We start from the raw sequence: 16,132 nt of genomic DNA, 5'->3' as shown, positions 1-16,132 counted from the left end.
GTAAAAAGGAATGAAGTAAGTAATATAATTACTTTAGTCACTATTTTAATATATCTTATCTCTTGCTTTTTATAAATCTCCATGTTACAAGCTAAAAGCTATATAATCAAATCTGTTGGACAATGATGGGATAATTTGGTAAAGTAAATATATAGATATTATGTAAGCAAATAATAGAGAACGGTGGTATATTATGGATTACAAAAATGTCATAGAGTTGATCATCAATAATTTAGAAGAAGGCATAATAGTTGTAGATTCAAATCTAAATATTAGATACTTCAATGAATCATCTAGAAATATTACAGGATTTGATCCTAAAGAAGCCATAGGAAAAAACATTCTTCAAGTATTTCCAAACATTAAAAAAGAAAACAGTACTTTTCATAAAGTAATTAATAGTAAAACACCTATAATTGAACATGTTCAAAACTATATTAATTATGTGGGAAAAAGTGTTTCAATAGTTACATCTACAATTCCAATAATTAATGATGGCAAAATTGAAGGAGCAATTGAAATTTTTAAGGACTTGACTAATGTAGTAGAATTATCAGAGAAGATACTTATGTTACAAAGCACATTACATGGTAAAGATGTGGGTTTTAATAAGTTTTTTCAGAATGGAACACAATACCATTTATCTGATATGATTGGTCAAAGTAAATTGATAAGTGAACTTAAACTAAAAGTACAAAAGGTTGCTAATAGCAATTCACCAGTATTTGTATTTGGAGAGACAGGTACGGGAAAAGAATTGGTAGTACAAGGATTACATAATTTAAGCTATAGGAGAAACAAGCCTTTTATTGCACAAAACTGTGGAGCATTACCTGAAAACTTGCTTGAAAGTATACTTTTTGGCACAGTGCAGGGAAGTTTTACTGGTGCCAAGGATAAGCAAGGGTTATTTGAATTAGCTGATGGTGGTACATTGTTTTTAGATGAATTAAATTCTATGAAATTAGGGCTGCAATCAAAGTTGCTACGTGTAATTGAAGATGGTATGGTAAGGAGAGTAGGAAGTACCAAAACTACTGTTGTAGATGTTAGATTAGTCGTAGCTTCTAATGAAGAGCCTAAGAAACTTGTAAAGGAAAATAAACTTAGAGAGGATTTATACTATAGATTAAATGTACTAAATATAAGTATACCACCTCTTAGAAATAGGAAAGAAGACATTCCAATTTTGGTTGAACATTTTATCAAGATTTGTAATGATAAGATGGACAAATCAGTTAAATCAGTGGATAAGCATGTAATGGAATATTTTTTGAATAATGATTGGCCGGGAAATGTAAGGGAGTTACAGAATACCATTGAGGGTGCTATGAATTTTGCTGAGGATGAGTATATTAGATTGGAAGATCTCCAAACCTACAATGGGCCTTATACAAAAAATATAGAAATGGAACATTTTGAACATAGAATATCAAAAGATATAGGACTTAAAATGGCAGTAGAAGAATACGAAAAAAATATTATTAAGTTAGCTCTTGATGAAGCAGGTAATAACTATGCTCAGGCAGCAAGAAATCTTAAGATACCAAAACAAACACTTTACAGTAAATTGAAGAAATATAAAATAAATGAAAAAGAAGGAAGTCTACTATAATTGTGAATTTAGTCTAAAACTTCATACTAGTTTTAAAAGAATTAAAGCAAAGTATTACATTTAGTACTCTGCTTTAATTCTTTTTTATTAAGATGGATAAATACATTGGTACCATATGGAGGAACAAGACTCCTACAAAGACTGATTAATTATGGTTTTAAAAGTTTATTTTTACAATATGAGAAATCTAGACTGTCTTAATAAACCGCCGTATATTCAACGGTACGTACGGTGGTGTGAGAGGAGGGTAATTAAAATTTACCAATATTTAACTTAGAGGTCTTGTTCCCTTAACTTATATATACTATAATTTAATAGATCATAATAATTTAAGGGGGCATGACAATGAGTAAAAGATTTATTAGCATTTTTATGGCAATCATTCTAATATTAGGACTAGGTATGCCAACATTAGCAGCAGAGGAGATTGTTTTCAGTGATGTTTCGGAATCACCCTATGAACAAGCTATAATGGAGTTACATACTAAGGGTGTTATTAGTTCCAACCCTAATAATAAGTTTTATCCTGAAAGAATATTAACAAAGGCAGAAGCTGCTACATTATTAGTGAGAGGTTTCAAGCTATCTGAAATTGAGCCACTTATGGTAGAAGATGTAGAGTTAGAAAAGAAATTTAGCTATAGTAATCCATTAGAAGTAATAACAGATGCATTCTCTATTCCTTCTTCAAAGGATCTAATTAATCATTGGGGAATGAGTTATATTGAAGGATTATTGAAAGTAAGAGTAGATAAAGTTGAAAATAATGAATATAAACCAAATGACACTCTTACAAAAGCAAAATTTACTGAGATGATAGCGAAAGTAGTACTTGGAGTAGATAAAGAAATTGATTTCATCAAAGAAATAGTTGATTTAGGTCTTGTTTCTAAGGAATTTGCTACTTCTGATGAGTTGATAAATAGAGAAGAAGCTGCATATATTCTTCACGGTATCTTATCCAATCCTGATTTTAAGGTAATCACTGTATTTGCAACATCTGATATCCATGGTCATTTAGAGCCATATAAGGCGACAGGAATGGAAAGAGAAATAGGTGGACTTTCTAAAATGAGTAAGATTATAAAAGATTTTAGAAAAAAACAACCTAATACTCTATTAATAGATGGTGGTGATGCACCTTATAATACCAATATTGCTAATTTATTTGAAGGAGCATCAACTATAGAGGTAATGAATGAAATGGGTTATGATGCTATGGCATTAGGAAATCATGACTTTGATTTTCCTTTCGAAGTTATGAAAAGAAATGCTGGCAGTGCTAGGTTCCCATTCTTATCATCAAATACTTATTTTGAAGAAAAATATCCAGAGTTTTTAAAACCATCTGTTATAAAGGAAGTAGATGGAATTAAAGTAGGGATTGTTGGTATAACAGATGATATGAGTCATGTATATACTCATCCTAATAATGTTAAAGGAATTACTTTTAAAGAGCAATTTGAAGCTACACAAAAGGCTATAGATGCTATTAAGGATGAAACAGATATAATAATAACTCTTGCACATATTCATGGAAACAATCCTATACTTCCTACAAAGGTAAAGGGTATTGATATAGAAATCGGCGGTGGACAAGACGTAGTTGGGTTTCCACAAGACATTGAAGGAACTTGGTTAATTTCTCCTGGAAAACATGCAGAAGTATTAAATCAGATAAATATTAATGTATTAGATAATAAAATGATAGGTCTTAATTTTGCACATATTTTCCTAACTGAAAATCTTGAAAATGATCCAGTAGTGGAAAATATAATAGGAAAGTATAGAACTCAACTAGATGAAAAGATGAAAGAAGTAGTAGGAGAATCTACTGTAGCCTTAGATGGTGAAAGAGGAACAGCAAGGATGAAAGAATCTAATCTAGCAAATGTAATTGCAGATAGTTTATTAGATATAACCGGTGCTGATATTGCTCTTCAAAATGGTGGTGGAGTAAGGGCGAGTATTGCTCAAGGACCTATTACTATGAATGACGTGTATGCAGTTTTACCATTTGATAATACAGTAGTTGTAGTAGAAGCTACTGGTGAAACTATATGGAAGACTTTAGAGCATGGAGTATCATGGTATCCAGGCGCTGCAGGTGGCTTCTTACAAGTAGCAGGACTTAAATATACATTTGATGCATCTAAAGAGGTAGGTTCAAGAGTTACAGAAGTTCTATTTGATGGTAAACCTATAGAAATGGATAAGGTTTATAAGGTTGTATCAAATGATTTCCTAACAGGTGGAGGAGATAACTTCACTATGCTTAAGGATGAAGCAACAGAAATATTAAGAACTAAACTTTATTTAAGAGATGTTTTTGTAGAATATCTAATGAAGGTTAAAACAGTATCTCCAGAATTGGAAGGAAGAATAACTGTTATTAATCCAGCAGAATAAGATAGAACCCCCAAGGCTTTGGGATCTTTTAGGGACACAGAGATAAGATTTGTGTCCCTTTTTTAATTTAATAGGAAAGCTTTTCTTTTTCCATTAAATTAAAAAAGGTAGCTATGAAAAAATCATAGCATGCAAAATAAACTTAATGATAGAAGATTAGACTATTTTTTGTATTCGTAATGTATACCACGAATACTAGTATAAGATTTTGGAGTCATAATACCATAGCAAACTTGTCAATCAGTTTAATATTAATAGATGAAGCAAGCGCAGATAAAGATGAAGTCTCATTTTTAGGACGTAAGATGTACGAAATTTAATACATCTTCTTTTTTTATTTTTGCAAAATCTGTATTTTGCTCAATTAAAATTTGGCAAGTATATTGCATATATAAGATTATAAAATAGAATTGTAGATTGTTCTAAAACAGGGGAGATTAAGCATGAAGAAAAAAAGATTTATAGCATTAATTTTTTCAATTATCTCAATCTTCGCAATGGTAGGCTGTGAAAAAGAAACTTCTAGTATAGAAACTGAATCTAAATTTAATATAGTTTTTCCAGAGGAAGAGATAAGAGAATACATTGAAAAAGCTAGAGAAAATGAAGAAGATATAGATAAACTATATGAAGAGATAATATATGAGCCTATACGAGTTGGATTTAGGGAGGGAACTTCCTATACTGATGATCATATTCCTAGAGTTCAATATTCCATTAAAAATTTAGATAAACTAGAGAACCAATTAGAAATATTTATTGAATCGGACATAGTTCAAATAGCAAAAGAAGCCTTAGATAAATGTGATGATGTTTTATTTAGTGGAGGGACTACAGTATATATAATGTCATTTGATCCTAATAATATATATTTTCCAATAGGGCCAGTAGAAGGAATTACAAGTACAAATGGAAAGATTCTGGTAGAAGTTAATCCTATGATTGGGGATTGGGAAACCTTATTTCCTCATATTATTGCCCATGAATATCATCATAGTGTGTCCATGGATAAAGATAAGGAAAGAGTTTTTACTATGCTAGATGCTTTACTGTTCGAAGGAAGAGCCGATTTATTTGCAAATATAGTTTATCCAGACTTAGAAACATCGTGGACATCTTTGCTTCCAATAATAAGAGAAAAAGAAATATGGAATAAGATAAAAGAAAATCTTAATAGTGTAGATTATAAATATCAAAGGGAGATAATGTTTGGAGGGGTCAAAGGTATTCCAACAAATTGTGGTTATAAAATAGGATACAATATAATGCAAGAATTTATAAAGAACAATCCAGATGTTAGTGTAGAAGAATGGACGGGCATGAAAGCTGAGGAAATTTTTGAAAAGAGTGGATATGAAGAAAGTTTGGAAAAGAGGTTGAAGGAATATAATAACTGATGCGCAGTAAATGAAAGATTTAGTAATTTTTATTGGATTATAATATATGACTCTATTCATAGTAGATGATTATATTAATAATAAAAGTATAGTAAAGGAGGTGGGAAAGAAATGAAGCAAATTATAACATTTGATTCAGGTGCACCTGGGAAATCAGGGCCACAAAATAATGACGACAAGTTTAATGAAAAAGAGTTTGGATTAGGTGCAAATGTTCATGAATTGTATGGAACTCTAGATAAAGATTGGGGACCAGGAGGAGGTCCGTGTTGTCACATAGGTTATCCAAATCCACTTTGTGGTAAAGGTGGAGGTTCAACTATTATGGAATTTGAAGAAGACATAATTTTGTAATTTGGCATTAGAGTAAATTGTATTTTATAAAACCTCCTTTTATTATGGAGGTTTTATAAGACACATCTAAAGTTAGAAAATATATAAAGTTAACATATATGGGGGTGTAGAATTGAAATATAAAGTTTTTCCTTTTCTTATAACAAATAGTGAAGAAATGTCAGTAATACAAAATTCTCAAAATACAGTAATTATAAAAAATTTACAGATGATTGATTTTTTTAATTGGATTGATTCTAATGGAGTATATGAAGTTTCCATGAAGCAGTTAAATGAAATATTTAATGAGCAAACGGAGAAAGCAATAGAATTTATGCAAAAGAATAATCTAATAGGAGAAATAAAACAGAAAATTATAAGCTATGAAGATGTCACAATAGTATCTAATGATGAAATCTTTATAAAAAGCATGAAATTCAACTCCAAAGGCCATAATCAAAAATTTATATATGAATTATTACCAAGAGATTTCTATGACTTTAAAATTAATAATCCAAAAAATTTATATATATTTTTTACAAACCCCTTTCATTATAAATACTACACAGAGCTAGTTAATATAGTTAGAGAGAATAATATTTTATCAAGGTTTGGATTCTACTATGAACAACGCATATTTTTATCAAACTACTATAAACAGGAGTGGTATAATCCTTGCCCTCTATGTTTTTTTGGTAATATGGAATCTTCTTTAAGAGGGAACTCTAAACTTTTAAATACAGTATCTTTTCAAAATCTTTTAGATTTGATTTATAAGAAGGAACCCGGATTTGAAGTTGAAAATGCCTTCAATAACTATAGTATTTTAACTTTTGTAGATACCCTTTTAAATGATTTAGATATTGTTGATAATTCACAAATTAACAATGTTAAATATATAGATTTTAATAAAAATATTGTGTTATCAGATCAAGCCATACATTGGGAGCTGTGTGATTGCTATGAATAAAAAATTTATTACTGATCAATACATAGGTTTTATGGATAATAAGCGAGTACAAAATGTATTAAAGTTTTATCAATCTACTGTTAATATTCAAGAATTATATAATTTATGGTATAAAAACAAAGAATACATAGTAGATAAAATAAATATCAAGGCATATGATAATTACTTTGACCTTCCAGAGTCATATATGGAATCAGTATCTTTTAATAGATTATCAATCAAAGAGAAAATTGTTATGGAAAAAATGAATGATTTTTTTAAAAATCAAGAATTTATTTACATTTTACCAATATTTATTATTGATAAATCTAATAACATTCCATCAGGTATATATAGCGTAGATTTTAAAAATAAAGTTTTATATAAATATAAGGAATTTGAGAGACAAAACTTTGGTATGGAAGTTTTTAAAGAAAGTTTTAATATATGTATATCTTATTTTATTGATTTAAATGAGAGTGTATTTTTAGATGGAGAATTAGGATTTATAAATGGAATTATTCAAATAGGAAGATTATATGAAAATATTGAATCTGTAGCAAAGGAGAAGGAGTTTGAAACCTATTCAAAATTTGTACCACAACAATCTTTTACCCATAAATTAGGAATTAATTGTAGGCTACAACTTTTTATAAAAAATCAAGTTTTGAGAGGGATATAAATGATTTTTTGTTACGTTAGAAAACACTATCAAATATTAAAATATAGCTATTTATCGAATTATAAAATAGGTACTGGTGCTTTCAGCACCATAAAGATAGGAGACAAACTATCACCATTCACTCCTTCAGCTATTAGTTTATCAAAATATAATATGTATAAAAAGATACACCAAGAATATCTTGAAAGGTTTAGAATTGCACATAATGTAAATAACTATTCAGAATTTCAGTCATTTAATCCTTTAACAAAGGAAATAAACACTCATACTAGAAATGTTCTAGGTTATGGAGACAATAAGGAATATGGTACTATGGATACTACTGGTACAGCCTCTGGATTGTCGTCAAAGGAACTTAAGGAAAAAGCTCTTCTTGAGTTAATTGAAAAAAACGAAGTAATGTTAATTTGGTACTTAGAAAAAGGATTTAATGTTTTGATAGATGAAGAGATCAAGAAATTAATTAACAGTATTGGATTTCACTCGGAAGATATTTATATATTTTGTTCAAGTAATCTTTGCAACCTTACCACATTTGCTGTTTTTCTCTTTGATGATAAAGGGATAGTTTCTACAGGTGTAAGTTTGAATAAAGACCCAAAGAAGGCCTTAACTAATGCCCTTTTAGAAGCAAAATTATTAGAATCATTTTATAGAGACTCGGAAACATCTCCTTATAAATCATTTAATCAATATAATTATAAAATAATATATGAATTTATAGATAAATTAAGTAAAAGCATGAAATGTATAAATTTTGTTGATGACATACAGCAAGATATTATTCTTTCACCATGGATTAATTCAATAGAATTTGCTGTATTAAATACTAATTCTTATCAAGAATATGTGACAATTAGATGTTTCTCTAAGGAACTTTTAAATGCTATACCAAGTGATGGAAATATTCTTGCTAACTTAGATAAAAAAATTTTTAGGATATATCATTTGGATGAAGATGGTATATTAAAAAAACCATCATGTATTATATTATAGAAATTGAGGAGATAAATATGGATATAGTAAGAAATGTTGATGTTAAATATAGATTTATTGAACCTGTATATTTAAATGATAAAAGGCTTGGACAAATTAATGCCATAAATAATCCTATGGTTTCTGGAGGATCATTAAATATTTTTGGTGCTAAAATGCCCACTATTCTTGCTTCTATAGGAGAGTTTTTTGAAAGAGAAAGAATGATGCCAAATAAATTAAATAGAAAAATTTTTACAGATGGTTTAATAACTGGATATTCACTTATAGATAAAAAAACAGTTCAAATATATATAAATGATATTATTGGAGATCGAAATAATTTTGTTGACTCTTGTGGGTTAGCAAGCCATACTAATTCTAGTGATTGTATTTTTAATGCTGTTAAGGAATTTATAGAAAGACAAAGTTTTATTTTTAATTACTTATCAAAAGCAAATGGGAAACTAATAGATTTGTATAGTGTAGAAAAATATGAATATATACTTAAAGAGTTCAAAGATTTTAAATTTTATGACATTTCGCTTGTTGACAAGTTTTACGTTATATTATGTAAGGGAATTTATGATGGGAAGTTTTATATTGGATTAGGAGCTTCTAATTGTTTAGATGAAGCAATTTCTCAATCTATTAAGGAAATATTTCAAATGAATTCTATCTATTCTTATGAAAAATCAAACACACTAAAATCTAATAATAAGAAAAGCAATGATTATTTAGATATATTTATGAGTTTATCAACTGAGCGACTAGATGAAGCTTATAAATATTTAGATGAGAATCATACCGTTTTGAAGTATAAAAAAATAGCACCTAAAAGATTTTCCGTTGAAAATATATTTAAACAATTACATAAACAGTATCAAATGAATCCTTTAATATTTTTTTTAGAACCTTTGAGGGAAATAGAGAATTTAAAATTTGTCAAAGTATTGGACCTTAACTGGTTTCCAAATTTATTCCCCAAAACATATAATGAAAAGGTATATGATTTTGTAGAGAATGCGACAAACCAAAAACTAGATCGCAGATGTGAATTTATACCTTTTCCTTAAAGAAAGTTTCAGGATGATTTTCGTTTTTTACTACAGTGGTTGCACACTGTACTAAGAGAGGCTTAATATAGTAGCCAGCTCTTGAAATTCTTACTGATTTTTTATTGCCAGCGCTTTGCTTTCATTATTGGTAGGTGTGGGTCCTGCCCAAGAACACAAATGCTTAGCTGTCGGGAAGACATCCATATTGACACCTATTTCTGGAACCACTGTAATGGCAGAAAAGATGCTATTAAAGGACGGAACAGTTAAGATTAAATTAATTTTTTATGTGTAGGGCCCGGCAAGAGAAAGAATTATTTTTTCAAGTTCAGATTTACGAGAGTTAAGGTCTTCATAGTGATATTTAATAACCTTTAGTTTTTCAGCCTGTTTAGGTGTAATAAATCCATTAATGGGGAGTTCTAATTCGGGAATATTATCTTTCATGGAACCGTGAATTATGCGTGATCAATAGTCACACTTATTTGCGCTTGGAAAGGCAATCTACACATATAATTATGGGGTCACTCCAAAAATGGAGTAGCCCACTCACATCCCCATGATTTGGAGTTTACTATTATTCTATGGTTATAGAATAATAAAATAATTCGCTCGAAGCAAATATATTTCATTCAGTTTTGTGCCTTGAGCGAAGCGAAAGGAATGATTTATAATTATGAATAAAAAAAGTATCATAGTTTTATTACTTTTAATTATAGTAATCTTTACAACAATAGGATGTGAAAAAGAGACTTCTAAGGTAGAAACTGAATCTAAATTTAATATAATTTTTCCAGAAGAAGAGTTAAGAGAATATATTCGAAAGGCTAAAGAAAATGAAGAAGAGATAGATGAATTATATAAAGAAATTGTATATGAGCCTATACGGAGTGAACTCACAAAGGATACTGAATATCCTGATTATGAGTTTCCTAATATCCAATATACTATTAAAAATTTAGATAAATTAGAGAAATCACTAGAGATTTTTTGCATTGAGAAAGATATTATCTGTTTTGCAGAGAATGTATTATGGCAGTGTGATAGTTTTTTGTCTAGGGAAGATGCTACAGTATATATAATGCCACTTGATCCTGATAATGTACATTTTTCAATGGGGGGAGTTACAGGAGTCACAAGTCTTGATGGGAAAATATTAGTATGTATCAATCCTATGATTGATGATTGGGAAGAATTATTTCCCTATGCTCTAGCCCATGAATATCACCATAGTGTTTTAATGAAGGATAAAAGCTATGAAGGTGTTTGGAATATATCTATGTTAGAAAATTTACTTTTAGAAGGACGTGCTGATTCGTTTGCAGATATAGTTTATCCAGATGTAGAAAGAACATTATCTCCACTTTCAATAATAAGGGAAAAAGAAATGTGGGATAAGATAAAAGAAAACTTTGATAGTATGGACTATGGATATCAAAGAGAAATAATGTTTGGAGGCATTAAAGGAATTCCGAGAAATTGCGGCTATACAATAGGATACAATATAATGCAAGCATTTATAAAAAATAATCCAGATGTTAGCGTAGAAGAATGGACAAATATGGATGCTAAAGAGATTTTAGAAAAGAGTGGATATGAAGAAAGTTTGGAAAAGAGATTAGAGGATTACAATAATTAGTTTATTATATAAATCTATTTTAAATTTGGAGGAGAAGATGATTAACATTAGTGATATTGTAAAGTTTTCTGATTATAAAGATATTTATCTTGAATCAAAGGATTGTTTTGTTTATAGAACAGATAAGAAAAAATATAATATTAAAGGTGCTAATGTAGAAAAATATATATCACCAATATTTTATCAATTATTTCAACCCAATTTTGTTTTTGATTTATTTCAAAATATAAAAGATAAGTTTAACGATGGAAAAGAAGACATGGAAACCTCCAAAGAAGATTTCTTAGATGTTTTGCTGAGACTATATAAATTAAATCTTGTTGAAGTATTTGATAATGATAGTTTATCCATAAAAAAACAAAAAATTACAGATAACTTTAAGATGTTCAATGTTAGCCAGAGAGATATGGATGATATTGTAGAATCTAAAACTATGACTATAATTAATTTTTTAAAATTAGAAGATATTAGACTTCTGATGGATGAATTAAAAGAAATTCCATTTAAAAAAATTAATTTAATCAATTTTCATACTGATATATTAGATATAACGAAAGAGAAAGTACTTAACTTAGATATCCAAAACATTGAAATCACTTATCAAAGGCACTCAAATGTATTAAGTTTTATAAAACATCTATTGCCAAGTGATCTATTAGTTACATTACATTCAGCGAAAAATATTGAAATAAATTCAATTATGAATAGATATAGCGTAAGGTTTAATATACCTTGGCTAAATCTCGTAGTTAATGATATGAATATAGAAGTAGGTCCACTTGTTGCTTCTAAGAAAACAGCTTGTTATGATTGTTATAAATACTTTGCCCAAAACCAAGAAGTAAATATTTATGGTAACTATGAAGACAATATTGAATTGCCTTTAAAAACATATCAAATTTATCGGAGATCAAATTTATATATTGCATTTGGATATGTATTAGATGAAATCTTAAAATATTTTTGTCATAAGGATATACAGAGAACTCCCATAACAGTTAATAATATTATTACCATAAATGGCTTAAATTTATATTATACAGTTAGACCTATTTTAAGGCTTCCAAATTGTAATACTTGTGGTTATTAGATATTAAAAGATTGAAAATTTAAGGAGAATTAATTATGAAAAGTGATACATTTGAAAAAAAAACTTTCAAAGAAAAAAGTACTTTTAAAAAAATAAATGACATACCATTATATGAATTATTTCATAGAAATTCTGAGATTAATTCTTTAAATGGATATAATTTTAGTGATATAATATCAAAAGCTATTTCAGATAAGGGCTTTATAAAGGAATGTTTAACTCCTAAATCCTTATATAAGGAAAAAGAAACAATAGAACTCCCATCTCCTAATGCACAGTTAACCACATCGAATTTATTTGATGTTATATCTAAAAGACGAAGTGTAAGAAATTTTAGCAAAGAGGCTATGACACTTGAAGAGCTATCGACTATATTATTTTACAGCAGTGGTATGACAGGGGAATATTTTCAGACGAAGGACAAGCCTCATATGTATTTATTTGCTTATCCGTCTGCTGGTGGATTAATGCCTTTAGATTCATATATATTCATTAGTAATGTAAAAGATATAAATTCAGGAATATATTATTATGACCCCATAAGGCATATTTTAAAAGTGATAAAGGAAGGTTTTAGGCCTAATGATTTCAAAAAAACAACTCTTTCATTTAATTTAAGTATGCAGGCTGCCTTTGTAGTTTATATTTTAGGGACAACTCGTTTAACAGGATATAAATATAGCGATAGAGGTTATCGGTTTATGCAATTGGAAGCTGGTCATTTAGCTCAGAATTTTTATTTGACTTCAACAGCTATAGGAGCAGGTGCAGTTGCTTCTGGAGGTTTTTTAGATGTAGAGATTCTTGAACTATTAAAATTAAATGATGAAGATACATTCGTATTATATGAAATAATTATTGGCAAGCCTAATAAACTTTCTGATTATAGATTTTTGCCTTCAACATAGAATCTAAATAATAATTAAAAATTATTCGACTTTCAAATGATTAAGTTGAAATGAGGTTTTAGCAATATGAAATATTACTTTAAAAACATGAAACCATTTAAGTATAAAATAGTCTTGTACTTAATCTTAGTAGTTACCATTTGGGGAATTTCATTAATCAAGCCTTATCTTTCTGCTCTTTTTATAGACAGTTTAGTTGAAACAAAAGAAATTTCTTTTATCTGGTTAATAATTTATGCGATTATTTCAATAAATTTGCTATATGTTTTTCTAAGTTATATTTTAGGAATAACAGAAACAAAATTAAGCAATGGTATTTCATATATGTATATATCAGATATTATTAATCATTTTCAACATTTGCCTTTAAGTAGGATAAATGTTTATGATCCTATATATATAACCCAGAGAATAAAAAATGATACCTTTGTCATTGTTAATTTCTTGTTAAAAGAAATAATAAATATTTGTATGAATATTTTAACTATAATTGTTTCATTGGCTTTTTTATTAAATATCTCTCAAGCTTTTATATATCTTTTAGTATTCTTTTTGCCGGTTTATTTTTTGCTTTATCAAACTATAAAAAAACCATTGTATAGCAAAGGTTATAGGGCTAAAGATTCTACTGATCAATTTACAAAAACACTAACACAACAAGTCATACTAATTAAATCAATAAAAATATATTCTTCATTTAAAGAAAGCATTTCTCAAATAAGAGAACAATTTAATAATATGTTTAATGATGTTATCAATTATACAAAGCTTTCATATATTTTCTTTTCACTAGATAATATTATCACCATATTCTTCCAAGTAACAGTTTTTATTATTTTTGCAAAGCAAGTATATTTAAAAAAAATTTCAATTGGGAAATTTACAATGATTAATACTTACTTTAACTTTATTATTAGTTCAATTAAGTACTTTATGTCCCTAGGCAAATCTTATCAGGACGTGCGAGTATCAAAAAAACGATTAGAAGAAATTATTTCTCAGCATAAAGAACATAATGGAGATCAAATATTGAATTCTATTGAAACAATAACTGTTGAAAATATAACATTTTCATATGAAACTGATCAAAAAGATAAAATATTGGTTTTAGATAATCTGAACCTTTTTTTAAAAGCTAATTATATATATCTTATTAAAGGAAAAAATGGTAGCGGTAAATCTACATTATTTGATATTATAATTGGTATATATCAACAAGAGATTGAATCAGGGACTATTAAATTTAATGACAAAAAAATAGAATTGATTGATATGTATAAGTTTAGAAGAGACCATATTGGGTTTGTTAGCCAAACAATTTATTATGGAGGAGAAACTGTTTTAGAATTCCTTGCTTCTAACTTTTTAAATAAAGAATTATTATTTTTAGACTCTAGAGATTATGTTATTACAGAAACTCAAAGAGATTCAACTGAATCATTAGGTAATAGAATAATCTTGAAAATAAAGGAATATAAAATGGAAGACTTCTTTATAAATAATAGTTTCAATATAGTAGATTTGTTTAATAGAAAAATGCAAGAACTTTCAGGTGGACAAAGGCAAAAAGTATTAATACTTCGAGAAATTTTAAAAAATCCAGATATATTGTTTTTTGATGAACCAACATCTTCATTGGATCAAAAAAGCATATTAGATTTAAAGAAGGTAATTCAGAATATAAAGAAGGAAAAGATAATTTTAATTACAAGCCATGAAGACCACTTTGATGATATTGCGGATGAAGAAATTAACCTGATATAAAATCATAACTTTATAAAATAGTGTAAACAATCATTCCTTTTACAAAGGGCTACATCAAAGTTACTACTATAGATAATAAAATCTAGCAAATTTTAAAAATATAGAATAGATTTGAAGTATTAAATTTTATTATAAACTTGAATTTAGTCCGAAATTTCATACTAATTTTAAAACAGGTAAGAAAAAGTATTAAATTTAATACTTTTTCTTACCTGTTTTTTATCTAAATGGATAAATACATTGATAACACTAGAGTTTATTAAAGTGAAAAACTGGCATGAAGATTGCTTTATAAGTAATAAGGTGGAGGTGAATTAAGGTGCAGCAAAGATAAATTAATTTTCATTATTAAAAATCATAAGAAAGGTTGGTTCATTTATGTTTAAATTCATAGCTAAAAGAACTCTTTATTCTATATTTACCTTATTCTTAATTATTACAGCTACATTTTTCTTAATAGCAGGAGCACCAGGAGATCCTATTGCGGCTAAAGTAGGGCAGATGCCGGACAAGGCACAAGAAGTAATTAGAGCTAGATATGGGCTTGATAAGCCTGTTGCTGAAAGATACTTTTTATATATGAAGAACCTTGTAACAACAGGAGATTTTGGAGAATCCATTATCTATACTGGTAAATCTGCTAATGATGTAATAAAGGCAAATGCACCTATTTCAGCTAAAATAGGTATAATAGCTGTTACTTTACAAATAGTTATAGGAATCTCTTTAGGAATTATATCTGGATTTAATAGAGAAAAATTAGGAGATCATGTTATAAGATTTTGTGTTGTCTTAGCTATATGTGTTCCTAGTTTTGTTATAGCAGCATTACTTCAATATTTTGTAGCTTTTAAATGGAAACTAGTTCCTGTTTTTGGATGGGGACAATTAAAACATTATATTTTGCCAGTAACAGCCTATGCCATAGGAGGAATAGCTTCCTATACTAAATTTATGAGAAGTAGTATTATTTCAGTATCAAATGAGGATTACATAATTACTGCTAAAGCTAAGGGTTGTAAAAAAAGAAGAGTTATTAAAAACCATATTTTAAGAAACTCTATGATTCCTATTATTACTATGATTGGTCCAGCAGTAGCTGGAATATTTAGTGGTTCTTTTATATTAGAAAAAATGTTTTCAATCCCAGGACTTGGAAACTACTATGTAAAATCCGTTTCTGATGGCGATTATACCATGATAATAGGTCTTACAATATTTTATGCAATTTTATATACTGTAGCCTTAATAGTTGTAGATATTCTATATGGAATAGTTGACCCAAGAATAAGAGTTACACAATCTTAGAGAAA

At 28.1% G+C, this 16,132-nt stretch carries 14 protein-coding genes; 13 read left to right on the top strand and 1 reads right to left on the bottom strand.

Going from position 1 to position 16,132, the window contains the following annotated elements; all coding sequences use genetic code 11:
* Positions 1–193 precede the first annotated feature (193 nt).
* From RBU61_RS16275 to RBU61_RS16240, 8 genes are all read left to right on the top strand, one after another.
* The gene (locus tag RBU61_RS16275; RefSeq protein ID WP_308876699.1) at positions 194–1,615 is read left to right on the top strand and encodes a sigma 54-interacting transcriptional regulator; all 1,422 of its coding nucleotides are present in this window, start codon (positions 194–196) and stop codon (positions 1,613–1,615) included.
* 345 nt (positions 1,616–1,960) lie between these two features.
* The gene (locus RBU61_RS16270) at positions 1,961–4,024 is read left to right on the top strand and encodes a 5'-nucleotidase C-terminal domain-containing protein (protein WP_308876697.1); all 2,064 of its coding nucleotides are present in this window, start codon (positions 1,961–1,963) and stop codon (positions 4,022–4,024) included.
* Positions 4,025–4,467: 443 nt separating this feature from the next.
* The gene (locus tag RBU61_RS16265) at positions 4,468–5,421 is read left to right on the top strand and encodes a DUF2268 domain-containing putative Zn-dependent protease (RefSeq protein ID WP_308876696.1); all 954 of its coding nucleotides are present in this window, start codon (positions 4,468–4,470) and stop codon (positions 5,419–5,421) included.
* A gap of 111 nt (positions 5,422–5,532) precedes the next feature.
* Positions 5,533–5,775: a hypothetical protein gene (locus RBU61_RS16260; protein ID WP_308876695.1), complete on the top strand. Its 243-nt coding sequence runs from the start codon at positions 5,533–5,535 to the stop codon at positions 5,773–5,775.
* 112 nt (positions 5,776–5,887) lie between these two features.
* Positions 5,888–6,724: an McbB family protein gene (locus RBU61_RS16255; RefSeq protein WP_308876694.1), complete on the top strand. Its 837-nt coding sequence runs from the start codon at positions 5,888–5,890 to the stop codon at positions 6,722–6,724.
* On the top strand, positions 6,717–7,385 hold the full coding sequence (locus RBU61_RS16250) for a hypothetical protein (RefSeq protein WP_308876693.1): 669 nt from the start codon (positions 6,717–6,719) through the stop codon (positions 7,383–7,385). Before RBU61_RS16255 ends, RBU61_RS16250 begins: the two co-directional genes overlap by 8 nt.
* A complete protein-coding gene (locus RBU61_RS16245; RefSeq protein ID WP_308876692.1) occupies positions 7,386–8,381 on the top strand; it encodes a YcaO-like family protein in 996 nt (331 codons plus the stop codon).
* 17 nt (positions 8,382–8,398) lie between these two features.
* Positions 8,399–9,436: a YcaO-like family protein gene (locus RBU61_RS16240; protein ID WP_308876691.1), complete on the top strand. Its 1,038-nt coding sequence runs from the start codon at positions 8,399–8,401 to the stop codon at positions 9,434–9,436.
* A gap of 90 nt (positions 9,437–9,526) precedes the next feature.
* On the opposite strand, the gene RBU61_RS19640 is transcribed toward RBU61_RS16240, so the two are convergent.
* Entirely contained in the window at positions 9,527–9,646 is a 120-nt protein-coding gene (locus RBU61_RS19640) for a hypothetical protein (protein WP_374212461.1), read from the bottom strand.
* Between the two features lie 448 nt (positions 9,647–10,094).
* On the opposite strand from RBU61_RS19640, the gene RBU61_RS16235 reads away from it, so the two are divergent.
* The 5 genes from RBU61_RS16235 (at position 10,095) to RBU61_RS16215 (ending at position 16,127) form a co-directional block, all read left to right on the top strand.
* Positions 10,095–11,057, top strand: coding sequence for a DUF2268 domain-containing putative Zn-dependent protease (locus tag RBU61_RS16235; RefSeq protein WP_308876690.1), 963 nt, complete (start codon positions 10,095–10,097; stop codon positions 11,055–11,057).
* Between the two features lie 37 nt (positions 11,058–11,094).
* Positions 11,095–12,147, top strand: a complete 1,053-nt coding sequence (locus RBU61_RS16230) for a hypothetical protein (protein ID WP_308876689.1) — start codon at positions 11,095–11,097, stop codon at positions 12,145–12,147.
* Between the two features lie 35 nt (positions 12,148–12,182).
* Entirely contained in the window at positions 12,183–13,055 is an 873-nt protein-coding gene (locus RBU61_RS16225) for a SagB/ThcOx family dehydrogenase (RefSeq protein WP_308876688.1), read from the top strand.
* 66 nt (positions 13,056–13,121) lie between these two features.
* Positions 13,122–14,819, top strand: a complete 1,698-nt coding sequence (locus RBU61_RS16220) for an ABC transporter ATP-binding protein (RefSeq protein ID WP_308876687.1) — start codon at positions 13,122–13,124, stop codon at positions 14,817–14,819.
* A 378-nt stretch (positions 14,820–15,197) separates the two neighbouring features.
* Positions 15,198–16,127 (top strand): ABC transporter permease, encoded by a 930-nt coding sequence (locus RBU61_RS16215; protein WP_308876686.1) that lies wholly within the window; start codon positions 15,198–15,200, stop codon positions 16,125–16,127.
* The last annotated feature ends 5 nt before the right edge of the window (positions 16,128–16,132 follow it).

Source organism: Tissierella sp. MB52-C2 (assembly GCF_030931715.1).
Lineage (GTDB): Bacteria > Bacillota > Clostridia > Tissierellales > Tissierellaceae > Tissierella.
The sequence above is the reverse complement of the archived record's forward strand: the minus strand, read 5'-3'. Positions and strand labels throughout refer to the sequence as shown.

Coding starts and splice junctions, on each gene's coding strand:
- RBU61_RS16220 (WP_308876687.1), top strand. CDS start 13,122: ATGAAATATTACTTTAAAAACATGAAACCATTTAAGTATAAAATAGTC.
- RBU61_RS16230 (WP_308876689.1), top strand. CDS start 11,095: ATGATTAACATTAGTGATATTGTAAAGTTTTCTGATTATAAAGATATT.
- RBU61_RS16225 (WP_308876688.1), top strand. CDS start 12,183: ATGAAAAGTGATACATTTGAAAAAAAAACTTTCAAAGAAAAAAGTACT.
- RBU61_RS16265 (WP_308876696.1), top strand. CDS start 4,468: ATGAAGAAAAAAAGATTTATAGCATTAATTTTTTCAATTATCTCAATC.
- RBU61_RS16270 (WP_308876697.1), top strand. CDS start 1,961: ATGAGTAAAAGATTTATTAGCATTTTTATGGCAATCATTCTAATATTA.
- RBU61_RS16260 (WP_308876695.1), top strand. CDS start 5,533: ATGAAGCAAATTATAACATTTGATTCAGGTGCACCTGGGAAATCAGGG.
- RBU61_RS16240 (WP_308876691.1), top strand. CDS start 8,399: ATGGATATAGTAAGAAATGTTGATGTTAAATATAGATTTATTGAACCT.
- RBU61_RS16215 (WP_308876686.1), top strand. CDS start 15,198: ATGTTTAAATTCATAGCTAAAAGAACTCTTTATTCTATATTTACCTTA.
- RBU61_RS16250 (WP_308876693.1), top strand. CDS start 6,717: ATGAATAAAAAATTTATTACTGATCAATACATAGGTTTTATGGATAAT.
- RBU61_RS16275 (WP_308876699.1), top strand. CDS start 194: ATGGATTACAAAAATGTCATAGAGTTGATCATCAATAATTTAGAAGAA.
- RBU61_RS16235 (WP_308876690.1), top strand. CDS start 10,095: ATGAATAAAAAAAGTATCATAGTTTTATTACTTTTAATTATAGTAATC.
- RBU61_RS16245 (WP_308876692.1), top strand. CDS start 7,386: ATGATTTTTTGTTACGTTAGAAAACACTATCAAATATTAAAATATAGC.